The sequence below is a fragment of the Shewanella sp. ISTPL2 genome (genome assembly GCF_013283205.1).
In the GTDB taxonomy this organism is placed as follows: Bacteria; Pseudomonadota; Gammaproteobacteria; order Enterobacterales; family Shewanellaceae; genus Shewanella; species Shewanella oncorhynchi.
In genome coordinates, this window is the sequence record NZ_JAAPAV010000001.1 from 3,888,126 (window position 1) to 3,906,291 (window position 18,166).

The window sequence follows — 18,166 nt, forward strand, 5'->3', positions numbered from 1 at the left end:
TAATTAACGCATTAACTGGTTAGCTTATTGATGCGTTTATTATCAGCGGCTTGATAGTCTAAAATCCTTTCAATCCTAATGCTAAAGGGCTTTTAGCATTAGGTTTTAATGCACGTTTTAATTGCGACTAATCGCAGCGATCACTGCATCGGTCAGCTCCCGAGTATTCGCCGTTCCGCCCATATCGTGGGTTAAAGACTGCTTATCTTTCAATACGTTTTCTATCGCGCTGAGTATCAGGTCGTGCATTGCACCATAACCTAAATGTTGCATCATAATAGCGCCCGCCCAAATTGTGCCTAAAGGATTGGCAATACCTTGGCCTGCAATATCCGGCGCCGAACCATGAACTGGCTCAAACATCGACGGAAATTCCTTGCTTGGATTGATGTTCGCCGAAGGGGCAATGGCGATAGTGCCGGTGCACGCAGGGCCAAGATCAGACAGGATATCGCCAAACAAATTTGAGCCAACAACCACGTCAAAATGCTCTGGTTTCAGCACGAAATTGGCCGTCAGAATATCGATATGATATTGGTCGACTTTAACATTTGGATACTGTTTTGCCATTTCCATGACGCGACTATCCCAATAGGGCATAGAGTGAAATATGCCATTGGATTTGGTCGCCGAGGTTAAGTGCTTTGCTTTGCGGCTTTGGGCTAAATCGAAGGCATATTTTAAGATGCGATCTGTGCCACGACGGGTAAAAATGCTCTGCTGGGAGACTATCTCATGTTCAGTGCCTTCATATTGAATGCCGCCGACGGCGGAATATTCGCCTTCTACGTTTTCACGTACTACATAAAAATCGATATCGCCGGGCTTTTTACCCGCGAGTGGGCAGGGCACGCCTTCAAATAACCGAATAGGCCTAAGGTTCACGTATTGCTCAAAGGCTCTGCGGATCGGTAGTAGCAATCCCCAGAGTGAAATATGGTCGGGAACTCCTGGAAATCCAACAGCGCCTAAGTAGATGGCATCAAAGGATTTTAGTTGCTCAAGTCCATCCTCTGGCATCATGCGACCGGTTTTATGGTAGGTTTCACAGGACCAGTCGAAGTAGGTCCACTCAAACGTCACACCTAAGATTTTTCCTGTGGCTTCGAGTGTGCGTATCCCTTCGGGGATCACTTCTGTACCTATGCCATCTCCGGCAATTACGGCGATTTTTACCTTAGACATCTTCGACTCCAATAGGGGATTCTGCGTTTTTAGTATGTTATTCCATATTCGTATCGTGTATGAATAGGCTAAATGTTTTGTTAAGGATTACGAATCGTGAGCCAACTGCCGCCACTTGAAGATTTACGGGTCTTTGTTATCGCCGCTACAAGCGGGGGATTTACAGCCGCTGCGGAGCAATTATCTTTTTCGCCAGCGTATGTGAGTAAACGCATTGGCCTATTAGAAAAAGCGCTCGGAGTGCGCTTGTTTCTGCGTTCTGCCAGAAGTGTCAGCCTCACCTTAGAGGGCAAGATTGCCTTGGAATGGTCCGAACGTTTGCTCGATACAATGGAGCAAATGAGCCTTGAAATTAGCTTAGAGCAGCAAGTGCCACGGGGGCGATTACGTATCGCAACCAGCACAGGATTTGGCAGCCACTGCATTGCACCGATTATTTCAGACCTCGTGTTCCACTATCCCGAATTAGAAGTTGATTTAGAGTTGCTCGATCGCCCCGTCGATCTGGTCTCTGAAGGTTTTGATCTGGAGATCCGTGTCGGTGGCGAATTGCCACCGCAAATGATTGCTAAGCGTCTTGCGAGTAATTATCGGGTATTGGCGGCGTCGCCGACCTATATCGACACGCATGGCATGCCAAACAATCTCGCGGCATTAGCCGAGCATAAGTGCATAGGGATCCGCGAGCGCGATCAAAACCATAGAGTGTGGCGATTGGAAAGTACGGCTGGCATAGCCTCGGTTGATTTAGCGGCTTCCTTGATGACCAACAATGGCACTGTCGCTAAGCAGTGGTGCCTTAAAGGCCACGGTATTATGTTGCGCTCCATCTGGGATTTACAGCAAGATTTCTTAAGTGGCACATTAGTCAGAGTACTCCCCGAGTATCATCAATCCGCTGAAATTCATGTAATTTATGCTTCACGATTAGAAACGTCTGCCAAACTTCGCACCTGCGTCGGCTATCTTGAAGAGGCTTTACCTCGTTTTGCTGGCACTGGAATAAGTTGATTTTATTTCGCCAACCTCTATTGGCGAGTGAACGCTCGCTATTTTTATATTGAGTTTAAATAAATCAAGATGTTGGATTTAATTGCTGACATTGGGTCAAGAGGCGGCCAGGAAGGCGCTCGTCCTATTCTCTTTAATAAAATGATCGTAATCGGCCATTTTGTATATCTATTAAGCAAACTGTCAGGTTTTTACTGTTACCTTACGCCCCCGATGTATTGGCTAATCCCATTGCTACCGTTTTACCTTAGTTAAAGAGATACCATGTTTATAAAGTTTAAGCTTCCCGTTGCTATGCTCGTACTCATTGCTTTGTCTGTTTTATGCTCTTCGGTGTATGTGCAAGAAACGCGAGTAACTAAGCTGATTTCAAATAGGCTGCCAGTTGATACTCTTAGCTTTCAGTCTCAGACGGCTTCCAATCCTTTAGTTGCCAGTCAGAGTGCTCTGCATCATATGCAGAGTTTGCCAAAACTGATGACGACTTCCCTGGCGCAAGCGAATCAAGGTGCTGTTGCCAATCCAACGGTTGCTGAACATTTCTCATCCCCAAAAATGCTTGAGCAGTCATCCTTAGATAATCCAGAGATTAAACAACTGAGTCTGAATATCAGTTCTCTCGATGAACTCATGGGCTTGTTTGACTCGCTTAATTACACGCCAGAAAGCTTTCGTGATGGTAATAAATCGGTCCCTAGATTGACCTTTGATGCCGTGGGAGAGGGCTGGAGTTCAGTGTCAAGCCTACTCCCGGTGAAGCAAAAGAAAATGGTGTTTCTTAGGATGATTGCCCCTTTAGTCTTATTGGCGAATGAGAAAATTTTACAAGAAAGACAGGTCATTATGTCTGCCCCCCTCGATGATATTGCGTTATTAGCCTTAGGGGTAAAGTACAAAGTAATAAGCAGTGAAGATAAACCGCTGTTAGAAGCCCAAAGACAAATGCTACTTGAAAGGGTGGATATCCTGCCACCATCGTTAGTGTTAGCTCAAGCGGCAAAAGAAAGCGGTTGGGGCACATCGCGATTTGCCCGTGAAGGTAATGCATTATTTGGGCAGTGGGATTTCAAGGGTAATGGTATGGAACCTAGGCAAAAGCGCCAAGGTTTAGGCAATTATGGTTTAGCACGATTCGATACACCATTTGCTTCAGTAGAAGGGTATTTGTTGAATTTGAATACCCATAATGCTTATCAGAAGATGCGAGATTTTCGTGCCCAATCAAGACAAGCTAATCAAGCTGTGACAGGCTCTGCACTTGCAGGGACGTTAGACCGATATTCGGAGCGTGGTCACGCCTATGTTGAGGCGATTCGTCAGATGATCCGTACCAATAAGCTATATCTGGTGGATGATATTTATTTAAGTGATGACGCACCATTACATCTATTAACAAGAACAAACTAAGTGATTGGTAAAATAACCATTTTCACTTAGCCTGAATAAAGCGCACTTTAATTAGACTTATATAGGTCAATTTAATCAAGGGCATCCGCATTACCCTATATCCCAACTTTAAACTTTGCCTTTTTGCTGGTAATTGTCTTCAAGGTCTTGAGTTAACCATTAGGATAAAAGGATAAGCAGTGCCTGATGTTCGATATTAATGTTTACCTTTCTGTAATCGCATAACTTCCATCTGTGTTATAGCGGATGATAAACCCCTTTTTGTCACCATCGTGGTAATACTTCAGGGACAGTAATCGATCCTTGTTATCGATTTCATATGTCCAGCCACGTTGCTCATTGTCGCTGTAATTGGACAGTGAATAACCGCCATCCTTCTTGTAGCGGATGCTGATTTGACTGTCTTGCCCCTGTTCATTATTTTGCAGCTTTTGGACATGCCCCTCTTCATCGAATTCATATTCTTTGATGAGGTTGCCATGATGGTAGTCAGAAAATTTGTATAATTTTCCTTTACTATCATAATAATATTGTTCCCCATGCTTAATCGATGGTGTATTTTTAAAAGGGGGATTCAGTATGTCCTTACAGTCATTGCTATAGGGATTTTCTCGCATTATGCACTCGTCCTGAGAGGGCTTGACGGGCAAGGTTTCGTCATATTCATAATGACTTAACTCCATAAGCCGGTGATTATGGTTAGGATCAAATATCGCCTGCATTCCATGGTATTCACCTTTGCGATAGTGCCTAATGCCACTGGCAACATCCTGTGCTGAGTACCAAATACTCTGACCATCGAGCAGTCCCTGCTTATAATGCTTATTGGCAAAGAGCACATTTTCATCGCTGATTAGTTTTTCTTCACCTTCGCGTAATCCATTGAGATAAGTCACTTCGATCCGTGATTTCTTGTCAGTTTTAAATACCCAAGGGCCAGTGCGCTTGCCATCAAGGTAAGCCCCGTTACCCACATAGTTGCGGTATTCGCCAAGCGAGACTTTATCTACCCAAGGGCCTTGTTTAATGCCGTTTTGATAGTGACCTTTATTGCCATTGCTCTCAAGCCATTCACCGTCTTTGACGCCGTTGCGATAAATGCCTTTTTCAGACAATCGCTTATCCCCTGTGTCTGCGCCATATTCGGGCTCATAGATTTCATATGGGCCACCGAGCACTCCTTGATGGTAATGGGCAAAACCGTAGTTATCTGCCTCATCGAACATGGACTGTGCAATCCATTTACCTTGCTTTTTGCCGTCAAGATATTCACCTTCCCAATAGCTTGCTTGGCCGTCAGCCTCCATCCATTTACCGACTTTTTTGCCTTGTTTGTACTGACCATTCAACATGATATTGGCATTACGGTTATCGTAGGCGATATAGGGGCCATCGAGCACACCTTGGGCATAATGACTTTCAAGCGCAAGTCCAGCCCAAGAACCACCGAGATTCATATAATCATAAGCTGGGCCCGTTTTTGGGATCTCACCCTCACCGCTGTTTAGCCAGTCCACATCATCGGCTTCAAAGACAACGCTCACCAACACAAAACTGCCCTGTTGTTCGCTATAATCATTGCGATAAAAGTGGGTCACTAAACTGTATTGATGCTCGCGGCCTTGGGCATCTTTATCTTTGCGGGTGAGGGGATAACGTAATTTATATTCGTCCGCGGTTTTCACATCGGCGGGTAAACCTTTAGCATTGCGATAGCCGATTAAGGTTGGTTTGAGCTTGGTTGATCCATCGATAATCGCTTTAATGGCAGGATCTTCAATCGCCTCAACATCATAGGTCATGCTATATTGCTGCGGCGGAATTTGGTTTAACACTTTGCGGGTGTCGCTGACGGTAAATGACGATAACGTCGGGGCGACTTCATCCAGCACAACTTGAAGGCGTGGCAGCTTAGTGAGCTTTGAATCCTCAAAACCATAACCCCGTAAATGCTGACCATCAGCATCTTTAAGCATGACCACGACTTCTTTGTCGCCACCCTTATCAAAGTCATAGTAAAAAACTGCCACAATTTCAGCCGCACCATAATCATCAAGATGTACCCCGGGCGCATCGCCGTCGGACATTTCGCTCCACACTTGATTGTCTTTTTGGTGAAAATTAAGCCATTGGCCATTCGGTAAATCGACAGTGGGATGGACGGCTTTGCCCGCAGCGCTTGCCGCAGGAATAACCGTTAAAGAGGATAACAACATCATGCCCGCTGCAGTGAATAAACTGCGAATCGAAAGTTCCATTTAACTACACCTTTTACACCGATAACTTGCGCCTCATGCGCACCAGTAAACGGGCCGAATTTTATGCGAAGACAAGCACTTCAGGAAGTAGCTGATACAAAAAAGGCCGCAATAGCGGCCTGTTAAGATCTAATGTTTAACAATCAGCGATGCGATATAGCATTTATTTCACGGGTGTCTTTTAGGGTAATCATTTAGATTTCTTTGAAAACGGGTTTTAAAAGAAAATGAGCTAAAAATATTACAATAACAGCTGCTTAAATTTAATGGAGCACTGAAGCAGTGCTTCAATTTTGCTTTGTTTCGCTTGTTCTGAATCTACATTCCCAGTGGTGTAAAACGTTATTTCTGGATCGAGTATCGGGCTACACGTTTGGTGTTCGATTTTCAACAATGAGTGCGTTCGATTAGCAATCGCTAATCCAGAATCAATGACGGTAACGTGGTGGGGAAGGGCATTTTTGATTTCTGCATTGATAAGTGGAAAGTGAGTACAAGCCAGCACTAATACATCGGTATTAAACGCATCGGGTTTGTTAAAAATACGCTGAATTTCCTGGGTTACAATGTCGGGGTCAAACCCATTGCCGAGAAGTTTTTGCTCTGAGGCGAGAACCAGCGCTTCAGAGTCTTCTACTAAAACCTTACATTCTGTGGCGAAATTCGTGATCAGCATCTTCACATAAGCTGAGTTCACCGTGGTGTGAGTGCCAAGTACCATCACTACCTTTGATTTTGATAACGAAGCGGCGGGTTTTATCGCAGGGACAACGCCGACAATAGGTAGATTGAGTTCAGCACGAAGTAAGTCTAGCGCAATGGTACTCGCTGTATTGCAGGCGATAACGATGATATCGGGTTGAGTCAGTGAGCTTGCTTTGGATATAACGTCTAAAATTCGCTTTTTTAGTATATCGTGCGGCTTTTTTCCGTACGGGAAAAAGCCAGCGTCAGAGACGTAACTCAGCCGTATGTTGGGGATTCTCTTTTTTATTTCGGCCGCGACAGTCAGTCCACCTGAACCTGAGTCAAAAACTAATATTGAGCTATCCATTGCACCTACCTTCACATAATCAACACATTTAATTTTGCCATAGACACAGGAGCGTTAGTCGAATTGGCATACAGCTTCAAGAGGCGCATTTTGCTCTTTCAGCCTATTTTGATCAATGAGGATATGTTTGGTTAAGACTTTTTCGTAAACAAAAAATCTTTTGGTGAGTTAATGCAATCTACCGCAGGGTGAGATTATGAATACTCAGTTTTGTCCGCAGTTTAGTTTGGATGCCAACTTAATCCTTCGTGCGTTTGTAAATATAGGTGGAGCTTTAATTCCGCATATCCATTAAGCACTATCATTCCACTGACACGCAGCAAGTCCGTCCCTTGATGCTCGAACGTGGCATCTGCTGTATAGGACATATTAATGTCGCGATCACATGGATGTAAATAAGCGACCATGCCACGGACGGTCACTTCCATGATAGTGCTTAATTTGGGTTAATCCCTGTGTATGTCAGATGGTTGATTCTTAAAAAATTCATGGCTGTCCGCTTTTTTTACTGCCATGCGTGGTAATACGCAGTTCAAGGCCGATCTGAGTTGGGCAATAGAATTTATTACCACCAAATGTTATCGCAGCAAGCAGTCAAAAACAAAGCACGACAATAGCTTAGAGTTGATATGGGCACATTTAGATGCTTAAGGTACAGGCTATGAACAATGGATGTCTTGATAATATTGATAATAAAGCAGAAAAAGAGTTATGGGAGTCCTGACTTTCGCTTATATGCTCAATGCCTAGCCGAGCAAGCCGAGTCTAGTGACCAAAAGAAATCGAGCTTGGATGAAAACCGCATTTCTTGAAAAGATATTAATGGCTGGACTTGCCAAGGCGGACAAAATATGAACATTCACGCGATTACCCTGGGAACCAGACGAGATAAGTCTGGTTCAGTGAATTGCAGATTTAAATTTTATTTATTTTTTACCATGATTAATTGACCATCTTTATAAATCTCTTCAGATGCTAATTGCCCATCGTCACCATAGCTTTTAAGGACTCCTTCTAATAAGTCATTTTTATAAGTCCCTTCCTCCATCAATTGACCACTTTCATAATATCGCTTATATGGACCTTCTTTTAGATTATTTTCAATAATTGCATCACAATTGACCTTTCCATTTTCATAATAATGTATAGAGTGGCCATTTTCCAAACCACTTTTATACGTCATCTCCCACCACAACTGACCACTTTCATAATAATATCTAGAAAGGCCTTCCTGCTTACCATCCTTACAGAAAACCACTCCCCACAATTGACCATTTTCATAATATGATTCACAAATTCCTTCTGGAAGTCCATTTTTCTTAGTTCCTTTTCTCAATATCCTCCCACTTTCATAATATCTATTATAAGGACCATCTTCTAATCCATTATTATAATTCCCTACAAGCCTTACAGCGCCATTTTTATAAAATATCTTGTAAGGGCCTTCTTCTAATCCATTTCTATAACTTCCTTCCTTCTCCACTCCGCCATTTTCATAATATTTTTTGTAAGGGCCTTCTTCTAACCCATTTTTATAAGATCCTTCGAACAATAGCAAACCATCTTCATCATATGTTTTAAAAGGACCGTCTTCTAGACCATTTCTATAAGTTATTTCCCTATATCCGTCACAATCATCACTTTCATAATACCTTTTACTTTTCCCAGTAAAAGGTATTTGTGTATCTATTTCATAATAGATCCCATTTATATTTTGCAATTGATTAAAATCTATTTCCTTCATCGATAACTCCTTTTTTATCTATAATTCTCAATGCTCTCACACCTACCATCGGTGTTTTTCAAGGTAGTAGGCACTCCTTGCTCAAATATTATGCTTCAAGCTGAGCTTGCACTAAGGCCTCGGGTGTCGCTATTTTTGCGGTTAAATTGCTCAAAGATGATTCCTTACTGAAATGAATTAGCTCGAAATGGATTGCTGTGTCGGGAGGGAAAGAGTGCTTGTCGTCGCGCTACTATCATCGCACTACTATCATCGCCATGACTGCTTTCTTTCCCTCTAATATTTTCTCAGTTAAGTACACTATTCCAATATCTTAAGCTGTGTTTTTCCCCATTGGGTGGCATAGGGCATGGCTTCTTGCGGGCTGAGGATAAACTCATTTTCACAGCCATCGCCGCGGGGCGTTTCCCAGAATTTGATGCCCTTTGGCTCGAGGGTGAGCTGGTAATATCCCGAGCCGTCGGATGTGGGGCATTCTGCGTCCGGTGCTTTGCCAGCAAACAATTTGTCCCTTAATGCTGGGGGTAAAGGATGACTCATACCCTCGAGCATGCTTTGTGGTTGAGTATCGGCGAGAAACCATTGCCATGGGTGGAAAGGTTTGCCGTCGTTAAGGGAGAAACTCACAAATTCTTGGCTGATACCATTGGCGCCATAACCTGCCGCCCAGCGATATAGGCGCACACTGAGCCAATGCTGATTAATAAAAATCGGTTCGGCAAAGGTTTCGTCAGTTACAAAACTGCCCATTTGTGCCAGCATTCTGCGGCGAGTGTCAAAGGTTTGTGCTAGTTGGGCTTCATCGGTGAGCTTATGTTCAAGCCATTGATTAATTGTCAATATACCCGTTTGTGGGCCTTTAAATTCGATACCTACATCTGTGCCAAACGTCAGCGGGCGATACTCAATATTTTCGTAGCTTTGCCATTTACCTCGGCTGAGTTTTGGCGTGGTTTCTAGCGGTAGATTGTAAGCATCGGCACCACAATCCTCGACCTTATCTGGGCTGATTTCTCGCTCAAGTTGCACTGGTAACGATTTACTCGCGGTATCTTTAAACCAATGGCCGCTCAGTTTTTGTGGCGTGACACTATCAAACTGCCAATTTCCTGTATTGCCTTCTTCTTTCCACAGTTCATCTTGCTGCTCGAGTCTTATCGGCGTTAAGTAGCGTTGATAGTAATAACTGCCTGTTCCATATTGATTAAAACAAATTCTGACCTTGCTTTTACCTAACTGTCCCTGCCAGATCCCTGTGAGTTCATTGGCCGCAAAGGTCGGCAAAGAGATCGTGGCGGTCAGCAACAGGCTTGAAGATAAAACGGAGAATAACATCCTTGTGGGCATACTGATTTTCTCTTAAAAGGTGATAAGTAAGGGCCGTATTCTAAGCGCAGGATACTGACCGATTGTGGATTAAAAATCAAAATCTGATAAAAAAGTCGCCCGTAGGCGACTTGATGTTAAAGACTTAAGGCTTACTCAACTTGCCAATCAATGGTTTCTCCAGCACGAATAGGCACGACGTTAGTATCGCCAAGCGGGTAAGTTGCAGGAACATCCCATGACTTTTTGACCAGCGTGATGGTATCGGTATTGCGTGGTAGATGGTAAAAGTCAGGGCCGTTAAAGCTTGCGAACGCTTCGAGTTTATCCAGCGCATTGACCGACTCAAATGCTTCGGCATACAGCTCAATGGCGGCATGAGCCGTGTACGAACCCGCACAGCCACAGGCCGCTTCTTTCTTATCCTTGGCGTGTGGCGCTGAATCTGTACCGAGGAAAAACTTCTTGCTGCCGCTTGCCGCTGCACCTAACAACGCCTGCTGGTGGGTGTTGCGTTTTAAAATCGGCAGGCAGTAAAAATGCGGACGAATACCGCCTGCCAGCATGTGATTGCGGTTATACAGTAAATGGTGGGCCGTGATAGTCGCGGCCACATTGTCTGAGGCTTGAGTGACAAAATCAACTGCATCTTTGGTGGTGATATGCTCAAGCACGATTTTAAGCGCTGGGAAATCGGCGACAATTTTACTGAGGATATTTTCAATAAAGACACGCTCGCGGTCGAAAATATCAATGGCTGAATCTGTGACTTCACCGTGGACTAAAAACAGCATACCGACTTCTTGCATGGCTTGGAGTACGGGATAGATGTTTTTAACATCGGTTACGCCGGAATCTGAGTTAGTCGTCGCGCCCGCTGGGTAGAGTTTAGCGGCGACAATTTTACCCGAGGCTTTGGCCTTGCGGATTTCATCTGGGCTGGTTTTGTCGGTTAAATACAACACCATCAAAGGTTCGAATTGTGAGCCCGCGGGCACTTGCGCTTTAATGCGATCGTAATAGGCCAGTGCGGTTTCGGTATCGATAGCGGGGGGCACTAAGTTTGGCATCACGATGGCGCGGCCCATATAGCGGCTGATATCGCGCACTGTATCTTTAAGCTGGGCGGCGTCTCTTAAATGAATATGCCAGTCGTCTGGGCGAGTGATTGTTATTGTGGTCATAGGGTTTTCTTTTGATCGTTTTTGCTGCGAGGGTGGCGGGATCTTATGTGGCAAGGATTTTACTGTAAAGGGAAACTCGGCTGTTTTGGTTAATAAATCTAGATTTCTAGACCCTAGAATCTAGGAACTGCTTTTTTTCAATCGGACACTTTTCATTTCTCTGCTGCGGACACTTTTAAATGAAAGCGCCAGTGTCCGCGGACACTTTTATCTGCAATTTTTTGTTAACGTTTTGAAATAATATGATTTTACTTGTTTGGCATAGGCTTTGCTAACTCTAGGGTAGAGATTTCCAATAGTGTCCGTTGATACGTTCCGGCACTGATGATTCCAACAGGGAAGCGAGTAAAGCCATGATTAAAGATACTAGCGGCCAAGATACAGTACTTGTGCCATCGACCTCTAAACGTCTTAAGTTACCGCTGATCATTGGCGGTTGCGCCTTATTAGTCAGCGCCTTAGTTTGGGCGAGCTTGGGCACTGATAGCGTGAGCAAATCCTTAAGCCGCAGCGACATCACTACCGCAAAACTCTTCGTTGGAACGTTAACCCGCGATGTGGCGACCACAGGTAAAATCGTGGCGGCCAATGCGCCTATTTTGTACAGCACTGAGGAAGGTACTGTGACTCTGCTCAGCAATCCTGGCGATACTGTTAATAAGGGCGATGTGGTCGCCAAACTTGATAGTCCAAGACTCACTAATCAGCTAGAGCAAGCCAAGTCCCTATTAGCGGGTATGGAGAGTGCATTAGAGCGCGCTAAGTTGGATGCAAGACGCGATCAATTACAAGCTTATCAAACCTTAGATATCGCAACGGTCGATCTTGAAGCGGCGGATAGGGAAAGCCGACGCGGAGAGGAACTGATTCAAAGTCAGCTTATTGGCCAGATTGATTATGAAAAGGGCAAAGATGATTTACACAAAGCCAAGCTGAAGTTTAAGCATGCAGAGCAAGAAGTTGCGTTAACGAAAGATACGTTAACCTTTGAGATTAAAAATAAAGCCCTAGAAGTTGAGCGTCAAACTCTCGCGGTGCGTGAATTAGAACGCCAAGTCGATGCCTTGAATATTGTTGCACCTGTTAACGGCATTATCGGTAACTGGATTACCGAGCAGAAAACCCGTCTTAGCGCTAACCAACCGATTTTAACCGTCGTGGATTTAAGCGCCTATGAGGCTGAGTTAGCCGTGCCTGAGTCCTATGCGGATGATCTGGGTTTAGGCATGGAAGTCGAGTTGAGTTTTGGCAGTATTAAGTTAATGGGCAAGTTATCGTCGATTTCCCCTGAAGTGCGTAACCGTGAAGTGACCGCTAGGGTGCAATTTGACCAAAGCGACAGCCTAACACTGCGCCAGAATCAACGCATCTCGGCCCGAGTGTTATTAGAGCACAGACCCAATGTTCTTATGGTAAAACGCGGCGCCTTTATGACCAGCGGTGGAGGTAATGTGGCTTATCAAGTCGAGGGCGATTTAGCCAGCCGTCGTGAGGTTAAGCTCGGCAGTACTAGCCTGAGCCAAGTCGAAGTGCTTGATGGTGGCAAAGCCGGAGATGAGTGGGTTATTTCAAGTGTCGACCCTTTTAATCACGCCGAACAGGTCAGAATTCATTGATGACCGATATTCGTAAATTATTAAACAACCAATCTGATGAATTTAACAGCGCAGTGATCAAGGTGAATGACGAAACCTGCTGCGACATGGATAAGAATAGGAGCCGGATATGCGTGATAAACAATTTGATATCAGCATGTTGATGTCATCCAAAGTGTTTGGAGTACTAGCCTTATTATTACTGGTGGTTGCGGTGGAACTAAGTATCGGTGAGGCCAATAGCTGGTTTTTCCTCGGACTCAATTTGTTGGAATGGAGTAATCCTTTGGATGAGTTTCGCCAAGTGGGTGAGGTTTCAACCGAAACTGCCAACCTTATGCTGGGCGCTTTTATGTGGTTTTTAGAATGTGTCGTTGAGCCATTCTTTGGCTGATAAAGGTGTGCTGATTACGGTCGTACATGAGTCGATGCCTAAGGTGTAGACGCAGAGTCTAGGCGCCAAAATAGATTTGATTATTTAAAGGAAATTAACATGTTATCAATGAAGAATGTGAGCAAGGTTTTTAAAACGGATTTAGTAGAAACCCACGCCCTGCGCGATTTTAACCTCGAGGTGAACGAAGGCGAATTTGTCGCAGTCACAGGTCCTTCTGGCTCGGGTAAAACCACCTTTTTAAATATTGCAGGTTTACTCGAAGGTTTTACCCACGGCGACTATTTTCTCGATGGGATTAACGTCTCTAACTTGAGCGATAACAAGAGCGCCACTATCCGGAATGAAAAAATTGGCTTTATTTTCCAAGGTTTTAACTTAATTCCCGATCTTAACTTAGCTGAGAATATTGAAGTGCCGCTGCGCTATCGTGGTTTTAATGCCAAGGAGCGTCAACGTCGTGTACAAGAGGCATTAGAGCAAGTGGGCTTAGCTTCACGGCTCCAACATTTACCTACTCAGTTGTCGGGTGGACAACAACAAAGGGTGGCGATTGCTCGTGCTTTGGCGGGGGAGCCACGTTTCCTGCTCGCCGACGAACCTACGGGAAACCTCGACAGCCTAATGGCACGTCAAGTGATGGAATTACTCGAAAATATCAATCAAGCGGGCACGACCATTATCATGGTGACGCACGATCCTGAACTCGCTCGCCGCGCCCAACGCAACATTCAAATTGTCGATGGTCAAGTGTGTGATTTTACTATGTATCATCAAGGTCATCGACATGTCAGTGACATCACTGCTGCGACTGATATCGACAAACTTGTCGCCAACGCCGACCGTTAAGGATATGCATTATGTTCTTTTATTATGTTGATTTAGCTTGGCGCAGCATTAAGAAAACCCCGGTGCTGTCGCTGTTAATGGTGTTGGCGATTTCGATTGGTATTGGTATCACGATTACTACGTTAAACGTGTACAAGATGATGTCATTTAATCCTGCGGGTGAACGCTCTGATGAGTTAAATGCGGTACAGCTTTGGAGCCAAGGTCCTGATTCTTGGGATGAGTTAAACTCGTTAGTGACTTACCAAGACGCGATGAATCTGCGCAACAATACCTTACCTAAAAGCCAAGCTGCGATGTTTCGCACTGGGATGGCAGTGCAAACGGAGGATGCCAATTTTGCGCCTATTTTAGAAAGCATTCGGGTGACGGACAGTGACTTTTTTAAGCTGTTTGACGTGCCATTTTTGTACGGTAATGCGTGGGATAAATCCGTCGACACTGAACCTGCTTATCAAGTGGTGATTAACGATAAACTCAATCAAAAGTTGTTTGCGGGTCAAAACAGTGTTGGCAAAGTTATCTATCTTAATCGTAAACCTTATCAAGTGGTGGGGGTGATTGATGCTTGGGATCCTAAGCCTAAATATTATGATCCCACTAACGGTGCCTTTAACGACACGGAACAAATTTTTGTGCCGTTTTCGCTGACGCCTATCGAAGAGTTTGATGTATGGGGTAACACGTCGGGTTGGAAGTTTGAGACGATGAATAGTTACAGTGATCGCCTTAACTCTGAAAAAGTGTGGCTGCTGTATTGGGTTGAGTTACCAAATAAAGACGCAGTAGCCAGTTACCGTTCTTGGCTCAGCAATTATGTAGCGGAGCAAAAAGCCCTAGGCCGTTTTACGGATAATAAATCTGCCGCTGACTCAGTCAAAGTATCCGATGTGGCAACTTGGCTTGAATACAATCATGTGGTGCCCGAAGACAATAAAATCTTGGTTGGCTTGAGTGCGCTGTTTTTAAGTGTTTGTTTAGTCAATATATTAGGTTTAATGCTGACAAAGTTCCTCAAGCGCGCACCCGAAGTGGGAGTGCGTCGCGCCATTGGTGCTAGCCGTGGCCAAATCTTCGCTCAATACATGGTGGAAGTGGGCATGATTGGCTTATTCGGTGGTTTGCTGGGACTCGCTTGGGCCTACGCTTCGCTTTATGGGTTATCGGCCCAGTTTGAGGTCGCGAAGGGGTTAACCCATTTATCGGCGAGTATGTGGATTATCACCCCAAGTATTGCGGTAGGCACAGCCTTGTTGGCTGGCTTGTATCCCGCATGGGTGGTGTGTCGCACTAAACCTAGTGTTTATCTGAAAAGCCAGTAAGGGACTCATTATGTTGCATATTAAACCTATTCTCAGCAGTTTATTGCGCAGTAAAAGCGGTCCAGTCTTACTGCTTATTCAGATTATCTTGTCTGTGGCGATTGTGGCGAATGCGAGCTTTATTATTCAAGAGCGTTTAGCCCTGATGCAGCGTGATTCGGGGATTAAAGAGTCAGAAGTCTTGACCTTTAGCTTGTTCAACTTCGATCCATTGATTGATAAAACCGCGCAAAACAAAATTGATCAGCAAATTTTGCGGGGGCTGCCCAATGTGATTGATGCGACCTCAACCAATATGTTGCCGTTAAGCGGTGGCGGCTGGTCGAGCACGTTAAATCTGGGCCCCGACCCAGATAGCGCTAAATCGACACCGCAATTTGCCATGTATTTAGGGACAGATCACACCATTGAGACCTTAGGAATTAAGCTGATTGAGGGGCGTAACTTTTACCCCCATGAACTTAAGGATAACCTCGATAGCCCTAGCCGATTAGCGATCATCTCCAGTACGTTAGCGAAAGCCATTTGGCCTGATGAATCCGCACTTGGCAAAGTATTGTACGAAGGTAAGGATGCGCAGATCACTGTGATTGGCGTAGTCGAAAAACTGCAAGGCGCGTGGATTGACAGTTCTAGCCTTGAAAATAGTGTGATTCAAAATGTGGATTATGGCAGCAGTTCTTACATGGTACGGGCCAAACCTGAGTTTCACGCCGAGCTTAAAGACGCGATAAAAAAAGCGCTGCTGGCTGAGAATCCAAACCGAGTGCTCGATGGCTTTAAGTCAATCGAGGCCTTAAAAGATAGCTCATACCGAGATCATAAATTGATGATTACTGTGTTAACTATGATGGTGGTGTTGTTATTGCTTATCACCTCGCTCGGTTTAACGGGCATGGTGATGTTTAATATCCAGCGCCGCACTAAGCAGATAGGTACCCGCCGCGCATTGGGTGCTAAAAAGCGCGATATTATCAGTTACTTCCTCGTGGAGAATTATTTGATTTGCTTAGCGGGAGGCGTGCTTGGCGGCTTGTTAGCGATACAGTTAGGCCAACAGTTGATGAAAATCTATAGCTTGCCTATGTTGGACTTAAGCTACCCACTAATTACTGTGGCAGGTTTGTTTATTGTCACCACGTTAGCGGTTTACTTGCCAGCGCGTAAAGCGGCAAATATTTCGCCAGCAACCGCAACTCGCAGCGTATAACTGAATATTTGATGTCACTCAAGGTGCGATAAAAGCGCGACAAAAGTGCGACAAAAGTGCGATAACAATAGGATGTTATTGCACTTTTTGTTACTTTACGGTTAACAGTTTTACTTAGGACAACACTCACACTTATGGATACTATCCTTATCGTCGATGACAATCATGCCATCTGCCAAGCCCTAGGTTTGATGCTAGAACTCAATGATTATCGGGTGCTGATTTGCCATAGCCCAGAGGACGCCCTTGGGTTATTGACGACGCAAGATGTGGATTTAGTGATCCAAGATATGAACTTTACCCGAGATACCACCTCGGGTGAGGAAGGTCGGCAGCTGTTTTACGCCCTGCGCGAACGCCAAGGGGATTTGCCGATTATTTTGATGACGGCGTGGACCCAGCTCGAAACGGCTGTTGAATTAGTCAAAGCGGGCGCTGCCGATTATATGGGCAAACCTTGGGATGACGCTAAGCTACTCAATAGCATCACTAATCTGATTGCGCTTTATAAACTCTCCCGTGCTAACCACCGCTTGGAGCGGGTGAATCATCAACGCCAAGTGGCGATCGCCGATGCGGATCTCTGCGGTATTGTCTTTGGTAGCGGTGCTATGCAACGTTGTATTGACTTAGCCTTGCAACTGGCACGCTCCGATGTGTCGGTCTTGATCACTGGCCCCAATGGCGCGGGTAAAGACAAGCTTGCCGATATTCTCCACGCCAATTCACCCTTAAAAAACAAACCTTTTATTAAGGTTAATGTCGGCGCCTTGCCGATGGATTTATTAGAGGCCGAGCTGTTTGGTGCCGAGGCGGGCGCTTTTACTGGCGCGACTAAAGCGCGTATTGGCCGTTTCGAAGCGGCAGACGGCGGCACGCTGTTTTTAGATGAAATTGGCAATTTACCTTTGTCTGGGCAAGTGAAATTATTGCGGGTGCTACAAACCGGCGAATTTGAACGCTTAGGAAGCCATAAAACCCAGAAAGTAAAAGTGCGGGTGATCAGTGCGACCAATGCGGATCTGGCCCAAGATATCGCTGAAGGGCGATTCCGTGAGGATTTGTTTTACCGCTTAAACGTGATTGAACTGGCATTGCCACCGCTGAATCAACGCATCGATGATATTTTACCTTTAGTGCAGCATTTTATTGGCAGCGATTTTAGCTTGAGTAAACCTGCGTTGCAGGCGTTATTACAGCACCGCTGGCCGGGAAATGTGCGCGAGCTTGAAAACGCCTGTAAGCGAGCCGTATTGTTGGCGCAAAGCCATGTGTTGACTGAAGCTGACTTTGGTTTGGCGACTGTTGCGAGTGTCATCAAATCGGCTTCCAGTGTTTCGGCTGTATCTGAGTCGCGGCTATCTGGCTTGAGACAGTCTGATCCTCTGCCTGTTTATTCGCCCGCTTCCATCCCCGTAAATACCGCATTTTATCATGAGTCTGTTCGTGCCCAAGTGTCAGATGCCAATGAGGCGATAGACGTGAGCCGAGAAGATATCGAAGCGGCGTTAAAACAGCATCATGGCGTAATTGCTCGGGTGGCAAAAGCGCTTGGACTCAGTCGCCAAGCGCTGTATCGGCGGATGGACAAGTTTGGTTTAGATAAGTCATAGGCTAAGTGCAGATG

Annotated in this window: 14 protein-coding genes; 8 read left to right on the forward strand and 6 right to left on the reverse strand. The window is 45.1% G+C overall.

Annotated elements, in window-relative coordinates:
- Positions 1-117: 117 nt before the first annotated feature.
- Positions 118-1,185, reverse strand: coding sequence for a tartrate dehydrogenase (locus HUB64_RS17100; RefSeq protein ID WP_173497465.1), 1,068 nt, complete (start codon positions 1,183-1,185; stop codon positions 118-120).
- Positions 1,186-1,281: 96 nt separating this feature from the next.
- Between HUB64_RS17100 and HUB64_RS17105 the strand changes: the two genes are divergently transcribed.
- Both HUB64_RS17105 and HUB64_RS17110 read left to right on the forward strand, forming a co-directional pair.
- Positions 1,282-2,196, forward strand: a complete 915-nt coding sequence (locus HUB64_RS17105) for a LysR family transcriptional regulator (protein WP_173497466.1) — start codon at positions 1,282-1,284, stop codon at positions 2,194-2,196.
- A 264-nt stretch (positions 2,197-2,460) separates the two neighbouring features.
- Positions 2,461-3,603: a glucosaminidase domain-containing protein gene (locus HUB64_RS17110; protein WP_254306297.1), complete on the forward strand. Its 1,143-nt coding sequence runs from the start codon at positions 2,461-2,463 to the stop codon at positions 3,601-3,603.
- 203 nt (positions 3,604-3,806) lie between these two features.
- On the opposite strand, the gene HUB64_RS17115 is transcribed toward HUB64_RS17110, so the two are convergent.
- The 5 genes from HUB64_RS17115 to pyrC all read right to left on the reverse strand — a co-directional run bounded on the left by HUB64_RS17115 (position 3,807) and on the right by pyrC (position 11,169).
- On the reverse strand, positions 3,807-5,861 hold the full coding sequence (locus HUB64_RS17115) for a toxin-antitoxin system YwqK family antitoxin (protein ID WP_173497467.1): 2,055 nt from the start codon (positions 5,859-5,861) through the stop codon (positions 3,807-3,809).
- A 241-nt stretch (positions 5,862-6,102) separates the two neighbouring features.
- Positions 6,103-6,915: a glutamate racemase gene (murI, locus tag HUB64_RS17120; protein WP_173497468.1), complete on the reverse strand. Its 813-nt coding sequence runs from the start codon at positions 6,913-6,915 to the stop codon at positions 6,103-6,105.
- 922 nt (positions 6,916-7,837) lie between these two features.
- The gene (locus HUB64_RS17125; protein ID WP_173243121.1) at positions 7,838-8,659 is read right to left on the reverse strand and encodes a toxin-antitoxin system YwqK family antitoxin; all 822 of its coding nucleotides are present in this window, start codon (positions 8,657-8,659) and stop codon (positions 7,838-7,840) included.
- A gap of 300 nt (positions 8,660-8,959) precedes the next feature.
- Positions 8,960-10,006 carry a hypothetical protein gene (locus tag HUB64_RS17130; protein ID WP_173497469.1) on the reverse strand — a complete coding sequence of 349 codons (1,047 nt, stop codon included), beginning with the start codon at positions 10,004-10,006 and terminating at the stop codon, positions 8,960-8,962.
- Between the two features lie 131 nt (positions 10,007-10,137).
- The gene (gene pyrC / locus HUB64_RS17135) at positions 10,138-11,169 is read right to left on the reverse strand and encodes a dihydroorotase (RefSeq protein WP_173243127.1); all 1,032 of its coding nucleotides are present in this window, start codon (positions 11,167-11,169) and stop codon (positions 10,138-10,140) included.
- A gap of 353 nt (positions 11,170-11,522) precedes the next feature.
- On the opposite strand from pyrC, the gene HUB64_RS17140 reads away from it, so the two are divergent.
- The 6 genes from HUB64_RS17140 (at position 11,523) to HUB64_RS17165 (ending at position 18,152) form a co-directional block, all read left to right on the forward strand.
- The gene (locus HUB64_RS17140; RefSeq protein WP_173243130.1) at positions 11,523-12,785 is read left to right on the forward strand and encodes an efflux RND transporter periplasmic adaptor subunit; all 1,263 of its coding nucleotides are present in this window, start codon (positions 11,523-11,525) and stop codon (positions 12,783-12,785) included.
- A 109-nt stretch (positions 12,786-12,894) separates the two neighbouring features.
- A complete protein-coding gene (locus HUB64_RS17145; protein WP_105251637.1) occupies positions 12,895-13,158 on the forward strand; it encodes a hypothetical protein in 264 nt (87 codons plus the stop codon).
- Positions 13,159-13,257: 99 nt separating this feature from the next.
- Positions 13,258-14,007, forward strand: a complete 750-nt coding sequence (locus HUB64_RS17150; RefSeq protein WP_173243133.1) for an ABC transporter ATP-binding protein — start codon at positions 13,258-13,260, stop codon at positions 14,005-14,007.
- Positions 14,008-14,018: 11 nt separating this feature from the next.
- Positions 14,019-15,329, forward strand: a complete 1,311-nt coding sequence (locus HUB64_RS17155; RefSeq protein WP_173243136.1) for an ABC transporter permease — start codon at positions 14,019-14,021, stop codon at positions 15,327-15,329.
- A gap of 10 nt (positions 15,330-15,339) precedes the next feature.
- A complete protein-coding gene (locus tag HUB64_RS17160; RefSeq protein WP_173243139.1) occupies positions 15,340-16,539 on the forward strand; it encodes an FtsX-like permease family protein in 1,200 nt (399 codons plus the stop codon).
- Positions 16,540-16,673: 134 nt separating this feature from the next.
- Positions 16,674-18,152, forward strand: a complete 1,479-nt coding sequence (locus HUB64_RS17165; RefSeq protein WP_173243143.1) for a sigma-54 dependent transcriptional regulator — start codon at positions 16,674-16,676, stop codon at positions 18,150-18,152.
- Positions 18,153-18,166: the final 14 nt, after the last annotated feature.

Excerpts from the sequence above, each read along its gene's own strand:
- HUB64_RS17100 (WP_173497465.1), bottom strand. The coding sequence starts at position 1,185 with ATGTCTAAGGTAAAAATCGCCGTAATTGCCGGAGATGGCATAGGTACA.
- HUB64_RS17110 (WP_254306297.1), top strand. The coding sequence starts at position 2,461 with ATGTTTATAAAGTTTAAGCTTCCCGTTGCTATGCTCGTACTCATTGCT.
- HUB64_RS17115 (WP_173497467.1), bottom strand. The coding sequence starts at position 5,861 with ATGGAACTTTCGATTCGCAGTTTATTCACTGCAGCGGGCATGATGTTG.
- murI (WP_173497468.1), bottom strand. The coding sequence starts at position 6,915 with ATGGATAGCTCAATATTAGTTTTTGACTCAGGTTCAGGTGGACTGACT.
- HUB64_RS17125 (WP_173243121.1), bottom strand. The coding sequence starts at position 8,659 with ATGAAGGAAATAGATTTTAATCAATTGCAAAATATAAATGGGATCTAT.
- HUB64_RS17130 (WP_173497469.1), bottom strand. The coding sequence starts at position 10,006 with ATGCCCACAAGGATGTTATTCTCCGTTTTATCTTCAAGCCTGTTGCTG.
- pyrC (WP_173243127.1), bottom strand. The coding sequence starts at position 11,169 with ATGACCACAATAACAATCACTCGCCCAGACGACTGGCATATTCATTTA.
- HUB64_RS17140 (WP_173243130.1), top strand. The coding sequence starts at position 11,523 with ATGATTAAAGATACTAGCGGCCAAGATACAGTACTTGTGCCATCGACC.
- HUB64_RS17145 (WP_105251637.1), top strand. The coding sequence starts at position 12,895 with ATGCGTGATAAACAATTTGATATCAGCATGTTGATGTCATCCAAAGTG.
- HUB64_RS17150 (WP_173243133.1), top strand. The coding sequence starts at position 13,258 with ATGTTATCAATGAAGAATGTGAGCAAGGTTTTTAAAACGGATTTAGTA.
- HUB64_RS17155 (WP_173243136.1), top strand. The coding sequence starts at position 14,019 with ATGTTCTTTTATTATGTTGATTTAGCTTGGCGCAGCATTAAGAAAACC.
- HUB64_RS17160 (WP_173243139.1), top strand. The coding sequence starts at position 15,340 with ATGTTGCATATTAAACCTATTCTCAGCAGTTTATTGCGCAGTAAAAGC.
- HUB64_RS17165 (WP_173243143.1), top strand. The coding sequence starts at position 16,674 with ATGGATACTATCCTTATCGTCGATGACAATCATGCCATCTGCCAAGCC.